Raw genomic sequence first — 16020 nt, 5'->3', positions numbered from 1 at the left:
TTTTCCGCAATGCGCGTTGCCATGATCGGAACCGGCTATGTCGGCCTCGTCTCCGGCACCTGCTTCTCCGATTTCGGACATGAAGTGACCTGCATCGACAAGGACGCCTCGAAGATCGAGCGCCTCAAGCAGGGTGAGATCCCCATCTTCGAGCCCGGGCTCGACGATCTGGTGCGCCGCAACGTCGCCGCCGGGCGGCTCCAGTTCGATACCGACCTGACCCAGGCGGTGCGCGGCGCGGATGTGGTGTTCATCGCGGTGGGCACCCCCTCGCGGCGCGGCGACGGCCATGCCGACCTGTCCTATGTGCACGCCGCCGCGCGCGAGATCGCCCGCACGGCGGAAGGCTTCACCGTGGTCGTCACCAAGTCGACCGTGCCCGTGGGCACGGGGGCCGACCTTGAGCACATCATCGCAGAGGCGGCGCCCGAGGCCGACATCGCCGTCGTGTCCAATCCCGAATTCCTGCGCGAAGGCGCGGCGATCGAGGATTTCAAGCGACCCGACCGCGTGGTGATCGGCACCGACGACCCGCGCGCCCGCGAGGTGATGGCCGCGCTCTACCGCCCGCTCTCGCTCAACGCCGCGCCGATCCTGTTCACCGAGCGCAACACCGCCGAACTGATCAAATATGCCGCCAACGCCTTCCTGGCGATGAAGATCACCTTCATCAACGAAATGGCCGACCTGTGCGAGAAGGTCGGCGGCAACGTGCAGGAAGTGGCGCGCGGCATCGGCCTCGACGGGCGCATCGGGTCGAAATTCCTGCATGCCGGCCCCGGTTATGGCGGCTCCTGCTTTCCCAAGGATACGCTGGCGCTGATGCGCACCGCGCAGGAGGCGGGCGCGCCCACCCGCCTCATCGAGACGGTGACGACGGTGAACGAGAGCCGCAAGGCCGCCATGGGCCGGCGCGTGCTGGACGCGCTCGACGTGCCCCCGCGCGGCGCGACCGTGGCGGTGCTCGGCCTCACCTTCAAGCCCAATACCGACGACATGCGCGACAGCCCGGCGATCAACATCGTGCAGTCGCTGCTCGACCGCGGCGTGAAGGTGCGCGCCTTCGATCCGGTCGGCATGGCGGAAGCGCGCAAGGTGCTGCCCGACAGCGTCGAGTATGCCAGCGGCCCCTATGAATGCGCGGAGGGCGCGGACGGGCTCGTCATCGTCACCGAGTGGGATGCTTTCCGTGCGCTCGATCTCGACCGGCTGAAGCAATTGCTCAAGAGCCCGATCGTGGTCGACCTGCGCAACATCTACCCGCCGGGCGACCTGATCAGCCGCGGCTTCAAATATGTCGGCATCGGCCGCGGCCACCTGCCGCCCGCCGCGCCGTGAGGTCCGGGACGATGGCTCCCCGCGCGTGAAAGCGCGACGGCGATCGCGGATTCACGCCGCGCCGGGGGGATGCGAGCGGGAACGACGCGTCCCCGGATGAGGCTCCGCGGTTTGCCGTGCTGGCGCGCCAGCGCGCCATGCTCTAAAAATCCGAATCGATCGCTCGTCCGAGCCTCCGGTTTCTCGACCTTCTCTGGGTGGATTCATGCGCGTCCTGATTCTCGGCGGCACGGGGGCTATGGGCAATCACCTCGTCAAGCTGCTTGACGACCGGGGATTCGACATCGCCGTCACCTCGCGCAGCCGCGAAGGCAGCAAGGGCCGGGTGCGCTACATAAGGGGGGATGCGCAGGATCCCGCTTTCGTCGGGGAGTTGCTGAAAGAGCGATGGGATTGCGTCGTCGACTTCATGGTCTACACGACGCAGAGCTTTTCCGCGCAGGCGGACCGTTTCCTGTCCTCGACCGCGCAATACGTGTTCCTGAGTTCGGCGCGGGTATTCGCCGGCTCGGACCGCCCGATCACCGAGGATTCGCCGCGCCTTCTCGATGTCTCGACGGACAAGGACTACCTGGCCACGGACGAATACGCCCTGACCAAGGCGCGCCAGGAAAACCGGCTGATGGATTCCGGCCGCCGGAACTGGACGATCATCCGCCCCTACATCACCTATGGCGAGGAGCGGTTGCAGCTTGGCCATCTCGAAAAAGAGCACTGGCTCTATCGGGCGCTCCACGGGCGGACCATCCTGTTCTCCAAGGACATCTGCGCGCGCCAGTCGACGCTGGCCTATGGGCTGGACGTGGCCCGCGCCATGGCCGCGACCATCGGCAACCCGAAGGCGCAGGGGCAGGCCTTCAACATGGCAGGGCGCGAGGCGATCCTCTGGAGCGACGTGCTGGACCTCTATGTCGAGGTGCTGGAGGCCCATCTCGGCCGCAAGCCGAAGGTCGTGCTGCAGAATCTGCCGGACACGCTCGCCTGGTCGCCGGCACCGGCCCAGGTGCGGTATGACCGGCTCTACAACCGGGTTTTCGACACGGCCAAGATCGACACGCTCATCGACAGCGGTGATTTCGTGACGCCGCGCGAGGGCCTGCGCGACTGCCTGACGGCATTCCTGAAGAGCCCTCGCTTCCTGGCTATCGACTGGCGGCGCGAAGGGGTCAAGGACCGTTTCACGCGTGAGCGCATAAGCCTTGGCGAAGTGTTTGGCATAAAAAATGCAGTAAAATATTCGGTTTGCCGATATGTGAGCGCCGGGAACTAGTAGCGGGAGGTGAATATGCGGCATTACACAACCGAGAAGAACGTTCAGGTCATTATCTATCTCCTGAAGAATAGTGGCATAAGGCATGTCATCGCCTCCCCGGGCGCCACCAATATAGCCTTTGTGGCGAGCATCCAGAGCGACCCGTTCTTCACCATCTATTCCTGCGTCGACGAGCGCTCGGCGGCCTACATGGCCTGCGGGCTGGCGGCCGAACTGGGCGAGCCGGTCGTGCTGAGCTGCACCGGCGCCACGGCGTCGCGAAACTATGGGCCCGGGCTGACCGAGGCCTATTATCGCAAGCTTCCGGTGCTCGCGATCACCTCGACCCAGATCCAGGCCAAGGTCGGGCATCATGTCGCGCAGGTGATCGATCGCAGTTCCATCCCGAACGACATCGCCAAGCTGAGCGTCCAGTTGCCGGTCGTGAAGGATGCCGACGACCTCTGGGACTGCGAGATGAAGGTCAACCAGGCCATCCTGGCGCTCAAGCGCCACGGCGGCGGGCCGGTGCACATCAACCTGCCAACAACTTACAGCCGTTCGTATGACGTGAAGACCCTGCCCGCCTGCCGGGTGATCGACCGCATCACGCCCGCCGACGTGTTTCCCCCGCTCTCGGGCAAGGTGGCGGTGTTCGTCGGCGCGCACGCGACCTGGTCACCGGCGGAGGCCGACGCGCTGGAGCGTTTCTGCGCCGCCAACAACGCGGTGGTGCTGTGCGACCACACCAGCGGCTATCGCGGCACGCATGGCATCCACTTCGCCCTCGCTGCCGGCCAGGACTCGTTCGATCCGGCGGAGACCGCAGCCGATATCATGATCCATATCGGCGAAATCAGCGGCGACTACGACACGCTGAAAGCCTCGGGCAAGCAGGTCTGGCGCGTGAACCCGGATGGCGAGATCCGCGACACCTTCCGCAAGCTGCGCTATGTCTTCGAGATGCCGGAAATCTCGTTCTTCGCACATTACGCCGAGACGGGTTCCGCCACCGAAAACAGCTATCTTGCCACCTGCCGCGAAAAGCTGCAGCAGGTGCGGGCCAATCTCCCGGAACTGCCCTTCTCGAATGCGTGGCTGGCGTCGCGTATGGCGCATCGCCTCCCGGAGAGCGCGACGATCCATTTCGGCATTCTGAACAGCCTGCGGACCTGGAATTACTTCGACCTGCCGCCGCATGTCACTTCTGCTTGCAATGTCGGCGGCTTCGGCATTGATGGCTGCCTCTCCGCCCTTGTCGGGGCCTCGCTTGCCAACAAGGACAAGCTGTATTTCCTGGTGACCGGCGATCTCGCCTTCTTTTACGACATGAACGCGCTCGGCAACCGCCATGTCGGGCCGAACATCCGCATCCTGCTGGTCAATAACGGCAAGGGTACCGAGTTCACGCAATATGCCCATCCGGGCTCGGCGCTCGGCGACGACGCCAATGTTTTCGTGGCCGCGTCCGGCCATTTCGGCACGCAGTCGCGCAGTCTCGTGAAGAATTACGCGCAGAATCTCGGCTTCGACTACCTGTCCGCGGAGAGCAAGGAGGGGTTCGAGGCGGTGCATGAGCGGTTCCTCTCGCCCGGCGCGTCGGCAAAGCCACTGCTGTTCGAGGTGTTCACCGATGGCGATCTCGAAAGCGATGCGCTGAAGGCCATCAAGAATATCGACAAGCGGCCCACGGCCGACGCCGTCAAGCATGGCGTCAAGCAGCTGGCCAAGGACATGCTTGGAACTGACGGCGTCAACATGGTCAAGAAGCTGATGGGACGATAAATCTCGACTGTCTCCCTATCCTTTTGCTTCTGGATTTCCCCGATGACATCTACCTCTGTCTTTTCGCAGTGCAAGGCGACGCATGCGTGTCGCTGGCCGGCCGGTTTGGGCGCGGTTATGGGCGCGGTTATGGGCCTGCCGCGTGCCCGCTGCGCCGCGCAGGGCGTTCCCGCCTTCCTGCCCCGTCATGTCTGACCCGCAACCCGCGGCACCGGCGCCGGCGCCGGCGCGTCGGGATCGGGCCGGCGCGCGCGGCGCCGTTCGCCCTCATTGGCGCGGACGAAAAAGAGCACGAGCATGATCGGACATAAGGTTGCCCTCGGCGCAGCGCTTCTGACCGCCCTGCAACTGGTCGTCAAATTCGTCGACGTGATCTCGCTGGTGATCATGGCGCGCCTGCTGACGCCGGCCGATTTCGGCCTCGTGGCGCTGGCCGCCTCGGTGCTGCTGATCGTCGGGGCGGTGACGGAGCTGAGCGTCGGCGACGTGCTGGTCCAGCGCAAGGTCATCGAGCCGGAGGACGTCGACACCGCCTTCACCCTCAACCTGCTGCGCGGCCTGCTGGTGATGTTCGTCATCCTGGCCTGCGCCTTTCCGATTGCGGCGCTCTACAACGACCATCGGCTCGCGCTGCTGCTCGGCGCCATGTCGCTCATCCCGTTCGTCAACAGCCTGGCGAGCCCGGCCATGGTGCATTTCCTGCACCGGCTGGAATACCGCCCCACCGCGCAGTTGCAGATCATGGGGCGCCTGGGCGGGCTGGTTATCGCGATCGCTCTCGCCTACGGCACGGGCTCCTACTGGGCGCTGATCGCCAACCAGTTCGTGGCGCAGGTGATTTCCACCTGCTACAGCTACCGCATCGCACCCTATCGCCCCCGGCTGCGGCTGGAGGGCGCCCGCAGCATCCTGCGTTTCGCCGGGTGGATGACCACCTCGCGGATCGTCTCGACGGTGAACCTGCAGTCCGACCGCTTTCTCGTCGGCTATATCCTGGGCAAGGCCCAGCTCGGGCAATACACGGTCGGCAGCGACATCTCCTCGATGACGACCTATGCCTTCGCCACACCCATCATGCAGACCATGTTCGGCGGCTTCTCGCGCCTGCATGGCGACGCGGAACGCATGCGCGCGGCCTATCTCAAGGGCCAGCAATTGCTGGTCATGGCGGTGCTGCCCTTCGGCTTCGGAATGTCGGCGGTCGCCGACCGGCTGATGCCGCTGCTGCTCGGGCCGAACTGGGATGCCGCCATTTCCGCTGTCGTGTGGATGGCGCCGGTGGCGGCGCTGCAGGTGCTCTACCTGCCGATGCTCTCGCTCGCCATGGCGCTCGCCCAGCCGCGCGTGCTGGTGGTGCGCGAGGTGGCAAACCTCATCATGCGGCTGCCGGTGACGTTGGCGGGCGCGTGGTATTACGGCTTCCTGGGGGCGATCATCGCCCGAACCGTCAGCGGTTTCGCGATCATCCTGATGACGCTGATGCTCGGGCGCCGCTTCCTGCGCCTCTCCGTGCTGCAGCAGATCGTCAATGCGTGGCGCAGCCTCACCAGCGCGTGCATCATGGCGGGCGCCGTGCTGGCGCTCAAGCTCGGCCTGCCGCCAATGACGGGCAGCCTGGCGCAGGTGGTGGAGCTCGGGCTGATCATCGCCGCCGGCATGCTGGTCTATGTCGCGACGCATCTGGGGCTGTGGTGGCTCGCCGGACGGCCGGATGGCGCCGAGCGTTTCCTGTTCGGCATGATCCAGCGGCGTGGCAGGGCCTGAAGCGGGGCAGGGCTTGAGGCGCGCGTCCCGCGCCCCTGCCTCTCTTCGACGGCTGTCGCTCCCGCTCAGCCCGCTGGCAGGCGGAGGCGGAATTCCTCGACGCCGCGAGGGCTGCGCCAGGCGTCGGCGATCATCGAGGCGAGATCGGTGCGCTGGGGCTGCCAGCCGAGTTCCTCCACCGCGCGCCGGCTGCCGCAGACCAGCCGCGCCGCATCGCCGGCCCGCCGCGGGGCGGCCGCCACCGGGATTGCGTGCCCGGTCACCCGTCGCGCTTCCTCGACAACCTCGCGCACCGAGAACCCATGCCCGCTGCCAAGACAGAAGACGCGGCTGCCCCGGCCATCCTCCAGCCAGCGAAGGCCGAGCACATGGGCATCCACGAGGTCGCTGACATGGATGTAGTCGCGTATGCAGGTGCCGTCCGGCGTGGCGTAGTCCTCGCCGAAGATGGTGAGGGCGGCGCGCTGGCCGGTGGCCACCTCGAGGATGATCGGGATGAGATGGGTTTCCGGCCGGTGCCACTCGCCGATCTCACCGTCCGGGTCCGCGCCCGCTACGTTGAAATAACGGAAGATCACCGCGTTCACGCCGTGCGACGCCCCGAAATCGCGCAGCATGTCCTCGATGGCGCGCTTGGAGGCGCCATAGGCGTTGAGCGGGCGCTGCGGCGTATCCTCATCCAGCAGCAGCCCGTCATGGTCGCCATAGGTGGCGCAGGTCGAGGAGAAGACGATATCGCGGCAGCCCGCCGCCACCGCCGCCTCGATCAGGTTGAGCGTGCCCAGCACGTTGGCCCGCCAGTAGCGCCCGGGCTGGCTCATGGATTCGCCCACCTGGCTGAGCGCGGCGAAATGCATGACCGCCACGGGCTGCCAGCGGGCGAACACCTCGTCGAGCCGTGCGCGGTCCGACAGGTCACCCGGCTCGAACGGGCCGAAGCGCACGGCCTCCTGCCACCCCGTGACAAGGCTGTCGAATGTCACCGGCACATAGCCGGCCGCCGCCAGCGTCTTGCAGGCATGGGACCCGATATAGCCGGCGCCCCCGGTGACCAGCACATTGCGACCCGTCCGTTCCATGCACCCCGCTCCCGCTGACCCAGGGCCGCCTTATGCGGGGGTCTGCCGGGCTTGGCAATGGTGGCGCGGCAGCGCCCATCGTCCATTGCGGGATTGGCTTTTCAGCCAAGGACCATTCGGGATGGTTCCCTGCCGAAACGTCCGCGATCCCACGCCATGTCGCGGCTATCCGAGTGCCGAAAATGAAACCGCGGGCGGTGAATGCGGCGGTCCATCGCGCGCGCGCCACCTATGATCCGCGGACCCGATCCTTTATCCTTCCACATCATACCCCCACGCTCAACACGACAGGATCGGGCCCCGTGGCTCAACGCATCGGACTACTGACGCTTCCCCTGAGCATCAATTATGGCGGCATGCTGCAGGCAGTGTCCCTTTACCACCACCTGTCCCGGAGCGGCCACGAGGTCATTCTGCTGGAAAGATCGGCGACGATGAAGCGGGGTCGCCGCACCACCCTCGCGGTCGCCCGCAGCCTGCCCGGCATTCTGTCGCTGAGCCAGACGCTGGAACCCTGGACGGAGCGTGCGTCGTCCGGCATGGGCGGGCTCATGCGACGGGTCGCGTATTTCAGCCGGGCCGCCGCCCTTGACCGGCGCGCCTTGGCGCACCGCCCGTTCCTGCGTGCCCAGATGCCCCGCACATCCGGCCCGCTCTACAGTTCCGAGGCGCTCGCCGCGGCCACGGAGGCTCTTGAATTGGACGCGGTCGTGGTCGGCAGCGATCAGGTCTGGCGCGCCGACTATTTACCCAATCGCGCGGTCGAGGACTATTTCCTCGGCTTCGCCACATCGCCCGGCATCCGCAAGATTTCCTATGCCGCCTCGTTCGGCCGGGGGGATTGGCAGTTCCCTGAGATGACGCCGCGGGTGGCTCCCCTCCTCGCGCAGTTCGACGCGGTTTCGGTTCGCGAAATGTCCGGCGTGTCGATCTGCCGGTCCGAATTCGGGCGCTCGGATGCGCGAACCGTGCTTGACCCGACGCTGCTCGTCGACCCCGCGCTGTTCAAGGCCATCGCTGCGCCGCATGTGCAGCGGCGTGGCAAGCTGTTTCTGGAATATCTGCTCGACCCCACGCCCCACACGATCCGCGTGCGGACCGATATTGCCGAGGCGCTCGGGCCCAATCACACGTTCAGCCTGCTGACCACGGATGCCGGCCGCAAGGTGCGGGATGTGCCGAGCTGGCTGCGGGATTTCATGGATGCGGATTACATCCTCACCGATTCCTTCCACGGCACGGTCTTCGCGATCCTGTTCGAAAAGAACTTCGTGTCGATGATGAACCGCGAGCGCGGCGGCGATCGCTTCACCTCGCTGCTCGGCCAATTGGGGCTGATGGACCGCCTGCTGGTCGAGGGCGACCCGGATCGGGCCCGCGACCTCGCGCGAACGCCGATCGACTACGGCCCGGTGCGGGAAAAGCTCGCCGCGCTGCGGCAATCGTCCGATGCGTTCCTGCGCGAGGCGCTCACGCGCGCCTGAGCCTCATTCCGGCGGCGGCGACGGTCTTCCCGCTGGAGCGGGCTTGCGGTGGCGCGCAGGCGCGACGCCCCCGGTCTGGTGGAGCGCCGGCTCCACCAGACATAGCCGAACCCATATGGCCGAACCCATATGGCCGAGCCCCTATGGACGAGCCCCTATGGTTGAGCCCGAACTCGCGCGGCGAATCTATTCCAGCTCGCTGAGGATCTTTTTGATTTTCGCCGAGGACTGGAAATAGTCGATGGTGGAGCGGACGACCAGAACCGGATTTTTCACCAGAAGACCGAACATGGCGACAAAATCGCGGCGCCGATAGGCCAGGGCGAAGGGCCTTGCCTTCACCTCCGCGCGGAAGTGCCGGATCCGGCGTTCCAGCTGGCGTTTTTCCTCGCCGGTCAGTGTCGTGCTGAAGCGGCGGCCCAGTTCGGACAATTCGTTCAGGAACGGCTCGATGCTCGGCGTGGTCCGCGTGTCGGGAGAGGTCGTCCGGGTGAGCCGGCCGATCGGGCTCGTGTAGACGTATCCGGCATAGGGCAGGATGCAGGCGCGTGCCCGCAGGCACAGGAGCCGCGCGTAGAGAACGAAATCCTCCGCGTAGCGAAGATGCTCGTCATAGCGGAGCCCATGTCGGTTGAGAAAGGATCGGCGCAGGATGGGCTTGAGGTTTCCCAGGTCCGCCTTGGTCTTCGGGGAGATGAACCGGCCGAAATCGAGCGCTCCGGCAATGTCGACGAGGAAGAACGGGCCCGTCTGCCGCTCCGCGATGGCATCGTAGGAGACGATGCCATCGGCAATGAAGTCCGCGACTTCGCGACGGCTCAGCAGGGTCTCCAGCCGGTCCGGCAGCCACAGGTCATCGGCATCCAGCACCGCCACCCATTCGCCGGAGGCAGCGTCCAGCGCCAGGTTGCGCGCCCGCGACGGCCCGCCATTGCGGGCGCAGGACAACAGCTTCACGCGCGGCTCGGCGCCATAGAGAGACCGCACCAGATCGGCCGTGCCGTCCGTCGAGCAGTCGTCGACAATGAGGATCTCCAGATCGGACATCGACTGACCGAGGGCACTGTCAATGGCCCGCTGGATCGTCCGCGTCGAGTTATAGGCCGCCACGATGACGCTGACTGAGCACATTCCCGTTTCCCTCATCGACCGAACCGATGCCCCTGATGCCGCCTCAACAGGCCCGCCCTCATGCGCGGCTTCCACCCATTTCAACCGCCAGGCCTCGGCGACGCCTCACCTTCACGACGCCGCTCCGGCGACGCATGCCAACCCGCGTCACCCCCGCCGCAGGGCCCCCGGCGCGGCCTGCTTCCTGCGCCCCAGCCAGCCCACGACCATGCTGGCGATCACCGAGAGGATCAGCACATAGACCAACTGCCGGAACACGTTCCGCGTCGGATAGGCATTGGCGATGACGAACAGGAGGAACACATAGGGCGTAAAGAGAATGTAGAGCACGCCGTTTTTTCGCGAGAGCCGGATCGACAGCCGCACGGTATAGGCAAAGATCCCGAAGAAAACCACGGCATACGGCCATCCGAACAGGATCACCTCGGCCAGGGCGCTCATCGGCACGAACAGATGAAGCCGGATCTGATCCGATTCGAGAATGTTGTTGAAGCCGTCGATGAAGGAGGGGAAAGGCGACATCGACAGAAGGCTGTACCGATCCGAGAAGTTTCCGCCGATCATCAGGGAATCGCTGGTCACGAAAATTCCCTGGAAGAGATTGAGGCTGTAATCGCTGAGATCGAGCCCTTCCGACAGAGCCCCGCCGAGCATGGTCGGGATGGCGGAGATGCCGAATTCGAGATTGCCTCGGCCCCACAGGGCCGCCCCCAGCTCCACGACAGCCGCCAGGCCGAACACGATGCCCACGAGCAGGCGGCCGCGGCGCAGCATCACGATGCCGAGCACGATCGGCACGAACATCAGCATGGCGGACAGGCGCGACGCCGACGCCGTGGCATAGGCGATCATCCATAGCGCAGGGGCGAACCACAGCATCGCCCAGCGGAAATTCCGGCCGAACAGGTTGGAGAAGAAGCCGAAAACCGAGACGATCGCGATGATCGGCGTTGTCGAATGGGCGATCCGCGTGATCGGATTCGAATAAATAAGAGACTCTCCGCCGCCGATAAATAAATACCGATAATTTCTCCACAAAACATCCTTGTCTATAGCAAACAAGTCTATCAATATGATGGATACACAAAATACAAATATGTAATATTGAATATTTCTAGCTGAGTTTATGGAGTTTCTGAGATCGTCAACGATTTTTGTTATATTCCTTATCTTTATTCCGACCGTCGATAGATAAAACAATATAAAAAACGCAAAATAAAACAGAACACCTTCTGTCGTAAAATAGAGAAATGACGACGGAAGCCCATCGACAAGTTCCTGGTAGCCAAGCCAGTCCGCCGACCAGAAAACGATCTGGGACAGGATAATATACATCAGAATGAGATGAGCGGACGTCAACAGGCGGATGCGCACCATCAACTCGGCGAGCATGATCAGTTCGACGAATAGGATCAGATAGAACAGCATCGGATTTCCCTGACGATCCCGGCATCGCGTCGCACGAGGGCGCGCGGCAGGAACTGCCTGTCACGCCCCATGCACGCCATCGCCGGTTTCGACGGCTTCCCTCACGATGCGCTCCATCGTCCGGCCGGTCCAGGTATCGTTCGTCTGCACACGCTTGTGGCCTGCTTCGGCGATGCGGGCAATACGGTCCGGATCGGCCAGCAGGCCGAGACAGATGTCGGCGCACTCGTCGGCGGATGACCAGAACACCGCCTCCTCGCCCTCGCGATACATCTGCAGATGTTCGGAGGTCCGCTCGGCGCACATGAGGATGCCCATCGCGGGGATTTCCGCCGAGCGGGAGGTGTGGAGGTCCTCATTGCCCTTGGACAGCATGGCGATGGCGATGGCGCTGCTGCGCACCGCCGCGGAATATTGCTTCGGGTTGAGATAGCCGGGCAGCACCGCGTGCCGGATGGCGTCATGGTTGGCTGCCTTGTTCCAGCGCGGGCCGATGATCTTCAACGGCACGCCGCGGCGCAGCAGCGTCTCCATGAAGGGGCCCCGCTCGGGAAACCAGGTGCCGACAAAGGACACCGGCGAGCCATAGAGCGCGCGCTCCTCCTCGCTCGGCGGGGCCGGCCGGTGCAGCACCTCATCGGCGAAGAAATTGACCCGGAGAACCCGCCGCGCGCCATGGGACGGCGCCACGTCGGCGGTGGACTGGCGGGCGGTGACGAACAGGTCGTAATGCGGCAGCGCCGCCAGCAGCGTGCGCCAGCGCCGGCCGTCCCGTCCGACAAAGGGATTGTCGCCGTTGAACAGCGCCACCCGCCCGGCGCGTGCGCGCAGGAATTCGACGGCCCCGGGCGGCAGCAACTCGCCATTGTCGACCACGGCAAGATCGAAAAACTGGTCGCCGACGCTGCGGCGAATATGCCGCTCCGCCAGAAAGGCGGTGCCCAGCGCGCCGGAATGCCAGGACCAGATGTTCAGCAGCCGGTTGCTCCGCAGGACCTCATAGGGGTCGACGCCCACCACCGCGTGCCCCAGACGCACGAGCGCGTTCCGCATCATGAGCGATATGCCGCTGGCACTTCCAATATACAGAATCCGCATGGCCCGTTCGCGCGTGTCGCACCCGACAGAAATCATGCAATGCCGAGGCGACCCAGGCCTTGCGCTCGATATGTCCCGGTCCAGCCGGACCGACGACCCGGTGCCGTTTCGGCGAACATGGGTTCACCGAAAATGCTCCCGGTATTCCTCCCGGCGCGCTTTCGCGCGCCCGGCATCCACGTCGCCCGAAAGCGCTCTCGGTTCATCAGGCTTGAGCGTTTTCGAACCGCTAAAGTTGATCAACTTTCGCGGAAAATGCTCTAGCCCCGCGTCAGCCGACCGAGTTCTCCGACCAGGCCGCCGATGATGGCATCGCGCGCCCAGCGCGTCTCCGCCCGCCGGCGCGCGGCAACGCCCAGGCGGGTGCGGGACGGCGCATCGTCGAGAAGTTGCTCGATCGCGGCGGCGAACGCGGCGCCATCTTCCGGCGGCACCACGATGCCGCAGCCTTCCACCTCGTCCGCAAGGCCGGTTCCGGCCGCCGCCGTCGCCACGACAGGGCGGCCCGAGGCGAGCATGTTGGTCAGCTTGGAGGGCAGCACCAGATCGGCCGCTCCCGCCGCCTGCGGCAGCAGGTGAACGCTGGCGAGGGAGAGCAGGTCGCCGAGCCGCTCCTTCGGCTGCAGATCATGGAAGCGGATATTGGCGAGATCCCCTGCCTGCGCTTCGAGATTGGCGCGGTTTGGCCCCTCGCCGCAGATGACGAAGGTCAGGTCGCGGCGATGGCCGAGCCGACGCGCGGCCTCCAGCACGATCTCGATGCCCTGCTTGTTGGCGATGTTGCCGGAATAGAGCGCGACATGGGGCGTGGTCACGTCCCATTCCCCCGCATAGGTCGAGGGCTCCCTACGCGGGGTCACGCTGTCAATGTCCGCCCAGTTGCGGAACTCGACGACGTGGTCCGCCGGCACGCCCTTCTCGCGGCATTTGCGGCACATGGCGGGCGAGATCGAACTTACGCGATCGAACCAGGAGAGCACGCGGTGCTCGAAGGCCAGCGCCAGCTTCAGCGCCGTGCCGCCCTTGACCAGCCCGGTGGCGATGGCCGCCTCGACCTCGAAATCCTGGATGTGCAGCCAGGAGCGTGCGCCGCCCACAGAGGCGGCAAGCCGCGCGACCGGCGCGGCGATCAGCGAGGGCGAGATCTGGATCACCACGTCCGGCCGCATCCGCCGCGCGGCCGACAGCGCGGGAACGAGGCTCGACGCGGCAAAGCTGGCATGGTGCAGGATGCGGCGGGCTCCGGTGGGCTTCGCCGGCACGTAATGGGCGACGCGGGTCAGCGCGACGCCGTTCTCGCGCGTGCGCCGTCGCCAGCCGCCGCGAAAGGCCGCCGGCACGCGCCAGGCGGGGTAATAAGGCTTGCCGGCCACCACCTCGACCACATGGCCGCCGCGCACCAGATGCTCGGCGAGATCGCTGGTATAGACCGCGATACCGACCATGTCGGGCGCGTAGTTGAGGCCGAGGATGAGAATCCGCAGCGCGCGCGGGGCGGCGGGCGTCCCCGCATCAAGGGCGGAAGGTTCAGGCGGCATGGGCCTTGAACCACTCATAGGTCTCGGCGAGGCCCTGCTTCAGGCCGATGCGCGGCGCCCAGCCGAGCGCGCGCAGCTTGTCCGCGCTCATCAGCTTGCGCGGCGTGCCGTCCGGCTTGGTGAGGTCATGCACGATCTCGCCTTCGAAGCCCACCACCTCGCAGACGAGGCGGGTGAGTTCGAGAATGGTGACATCCTCGCCGGAGCCGACATTGACGTGCTCGTAGCCGGAATAGTTCTTGAGCAGGAAGACCAGCGCGTCGGCGCAGTCGTCGCAGTGCAGGAACTCGCGGCGCGGCGTGCCGGTGCCCCAGACGACGACTTCGCGGTCGCCGCGCAGCTTCGCCTCATGCGCCTTGCGGATCAGCGCCGGCATCACATGGCTGGAATTGAGGTCGAAATTGTCGCCCGGCCCGTAGAGATTGGTCGGCATGGCGCTGATGTAGTCGTGCCCGTGCTGGCGACGATAGGCCTGCGCCAGCTTGATGCCGGCGATCTTGGCGATCGCGTACCACTCATTGGTCGGCTCCAGCGGGCCGGTGAGCAGCGAATCCTCGGATATCGGCTGTTCCGCGAATTTCGGATAGATGCAGGAGGAGCCGAGAAAAAGCAGCTTGCCCACGCCGACATTATGCGCGGCGGCAATGAGGTTCGCCTCGATCATCAGGTTGTCGTAGAGAAAATCGGCGGGAAACGTGTCGTTGGCGAGGATGCCGCCGACCTTGGCGGCGGCGATCACCACGACGTCCGGCCGCGCCCGTGCCATGAAGGCCTCGACCGCAGCCTGGTTCTTCAGGTCCGCCTCCGCGCGGGTGGCGGTGATGACCTCGCAGCCCTCCGAGGCGAGGCGGCGCACCACCGCCGAGCCGACCATGCCGCGATGCCCGGCCACGAAGACCTTCTTGCCGGCCAGATCGTACACGATCAGGCCTCCTTCATGATGGTCGAGGTCTGCATGACCCGGAGGTCCTCGACCACCATCTCGCGGCAGAGTTCGCGCACCGACGTGTCGTGCTTCCAGCCCAGCTTCTCGTGCGCCTTGCGCGGGTCGCCGATCAGCAGGTCCACCTCGGTCGGGCGGAAATAACGCGGATCGACCTCGACCAGCACACGGCCGGTGGCCGTGTCATAGCCCTTTTCCTCGACGCCGCTGCCGCGCCATTCCAGCGTGATGCCGACATCCTCGAAGGCCCAGCTCACGAACTGGCGCACTTCCGTCGTTTCGCCGGTGGCGAGCACGAAATCCTCGGGCACGTCCTGCTGCAGGATCAGCCACATGCCGCGCACATATTCGCGGGCATGGCCCCAGTCGCGCTTGGCGTCGAGATTGCCGAGATAGAGCTTTTCCTGCTTGCCCAGCTTGATGGCGGCGGCGGCGCGGGTGATCTTGCGGGTGACGAAGGTCTCGCCGCGCAGCGGGCTCTCATGATTGAACAGGATGCCGTTGGCGGCATACAGGCCATAGGCCTCGCGGTAGTTCACCACGATCCAGTAGGCATAGAGCTTGGCCGCCGCATAGGGCGAGCGCGGATAGAACGGCGTCGTCTCCGACTGCGGCACTTCCTGCACGAGGCCGTAGAGCTCGGAGGTCGAGGCCTGGTAGAAGCGGGTCTTCTTCTCGAGGCCGAGAATGCGGATCGCCTCCAGCAGGCGCAGCGTGCCGATGCCGTCGGCATTGGCGGTATATTCCGGCGTTTCGAACGACACCTGCACATGCGACTGCGCGGCGAGATTGTAGATCTCGTCGGGCTGCGTCTCCTGCACGATGCGGATCAGGTTGGTCGCATCGGTCATGTCGCCGTAATGCAGGATGAAGCGCGGATCCGTCTCGTGCGGATCCTGATAGATATTCTCGATGCGTCCGGTGTTGAAGGAGGATGAGCGCCGCTTCACGCCGTGGACCAGATAGCCCTTGTCGATCAGAAGCTGCGCAAGATAGGCGCCGTCCTGCCCGGTGACGCCGGTGATCAGGGCAACCTTACGGGTCGAAGTCATCTTTGTACGCAGTCCTTGACGCGGTGCAGAGGGAAGTTGGGCAGGGTGGCGGAAACGAACGAGGCCAAGAGGGCGGAAGACGGGGCGGAAGACGAGGCCGGAGACGGGACGGCCGACCGGGCGGGATG

General features: G+C 65.3%; 12 protein-coding genes. 5 read left to right on the top strand and 7 right to left on the bottom strand.

The features are described 5' to 3' along the window. Nucleotides 1-9 precede the first annotated feature (9 nt). From QOZ99_RS11665 to QOZ99_RS11650, 4 genes are all read left to right on the top strand, one after another. Entirely contained in the window at nucleotides 10-1338 is a 1329-nt protein-coding gene (locus QOZ99_RS11665; RefSeq protein ID WP_306890128.1) for a UDP-glucose dehydrogenase family protein, read from the top strand. A 205-nt stretch (nucleotides 1339-1543) separates the two neighbouring features. Beyond that, entirely contained in the window at nucleotides 1544-2608 is a 1065-nt protein-coding gene (locus QOZ99_RS11660) for an NAD-dependent epimerase/dehydratase family protein (protein WP_306890127.1), read from the top strand. 15 nt (nucleotides 2609-2623) lie between these two features. Further along, nucleotides 2624-4375 (top strand): thiamine pyrophosphate-binding protein, encoded by a 1752-nt coding sequence (locus QOZ99_RS11655; protein ID WP_306890126.1) that lies wholly within the window; start codon nucleotides 2624-2626, stop codon nucleotides 4373-4375. Between the two features lie 297 nt (nucleotides 4376-4672). After that, complete coding sequence (locus tag QOZ99_RS11650) at nucleotides 4673-6139, top strand: lipopolysaccharide biosynthesis protein (protein ID WP_306890125.1); 1467 nt, start codon at nucleotides 4673-4675, stop codon at nucleotides 6137-6139. Between the two features lie 65 nt (nucleotides 6140-6204). Here the strand turns inward: QOZ99_RS11650 and galE are convergent, their stop codons facing one another. Beyond that, nucleotides 6205-7218: a UDP-glucose 4-epimerase GalE gene (galE, locus tag QOZ99_RS11645; protein ID WP_306890124.1), complete on the bottom strand. Its 1014-nt coding sequence runs from the start codon at nucleotides 7216-7218 to the stop codon at nucleotides 6205-6207. A 32-nt stretch (nucleotides 7219-7250) separates the two neighbouring features. On the opposite strand from galE, the gene QOZ99_RS11640 reads away from it, so the two are divergent. Further along, on the top strand, nucleotides 7251-8702 hold the full coding sequence (locus tag QOZ99_RS11640) for a polysaccharide pyruvyl transferase family protein (protein WP_306890123.1): 1452 nt from the start codon (nucleotides 7251-7253) through the stop codon (nucleotides 8700-8702). A 186-nt stretch (nucleotides 8703-8888) separates the two neighbouring features. On the opposite strand, the gene QOZ99_RS11635 is transcribed toward QOZ99_RS11640, so the two are convergent. The 6 genes from QOZ99_RS11635 to gmd all read right to left on the bottom strand — a co-directional run bounded on the left by QOZ99_RS11635 (nucleotide 8889) and on the right by gmd (nucleotide 15892). Further along, nucleotides 8889-9833: a glycosyltransferase family 2 protein gene (locus tag QOZ99_RS11635; protein ID WP_306890122.1), complete on the bottom strand. Its 945-nt coding sequence runs from the start codon at nucleotides 9831-9833 to the stop codon at nucleotides 8889-8891. A gap of 147 nt (nucleotides 9834-9980) precedes the next feature. Beyond that, nucleotides 9981-11261: a hypothetical protein gene (locus QOZ99_RS11630; protein WP_306890121.1), complete on the bottom strand. Its 1281-nt coding sequence runs from the start codon at nucleotides 11259-11261 to the stop codon at nucleotides 9981-9983. A gap of 60 nt (nucleotides 11262-11321) precedes the next feature. Continuing rightward, nucleotides 11322-12317 (bottom strand): CgeB family protein, encoded by a 996-nt coding sequence (locus QOZ99_RS11625; protein WP_306890120.1) that lies wholly within the window; start codon nucleotides 12315-12317, stop codon nucleotides 11322-11324. 302 nt (nucleotides 12318-12619) lie between these two features. Beyond that, nucleotides 12620-13897, bottom strand: coding sequence for a WcaI family glycosyltransferase (locus QOZ99_RS11620; protein WP_306890119.1), 1278 nt, complete (start codon nucleotides 13895-13897; stop codon nucleotides 12620-12622). Further along, nucleotides 13887-14819, bottom strand: coding sequence for a GDP-L-fucose synthase (gene fcl, locus QOZ99_RS11615; RefSeq protein WP_306890118.1), 933 nt, complete (start codon nucleotides 14817-14819; stop codon nucleotides 13887-13889). The genes QOZ99_RS11620 and fcl overlap by 11 nt, the downstream gene beginning before the upstream one ends. Before the next feature lie 2 nt (nucleotides 14820-14821). Next, nucleotides 14822-15892, bottom strand: a complete 1071-nt coding sequence (gene gmd, locus QOZ99_RS11610; protein WP_306890117.1) for a GDP-mannose 4,6-dehydratase — start codon at nucleotides 15890-15892, stop codon at nucleotides 14822-14824. Nucleotides 15893-16020 lie beyond the last annotated feature (128 nt).

This window comes from Ancylobacter amanitiformis (assembly GCF_030814815.1).
Taxonomy (GTDB): Bacteria; Pseudomonadota; Alphaproteobacteria; order Rhizobiales; family Xanthobacteraceae; genus Ancylobacter; species Ancylobacter amanitiformis.
This window is presented reverse-complemented; position numbering and strand designations above follow the sequence as displayed.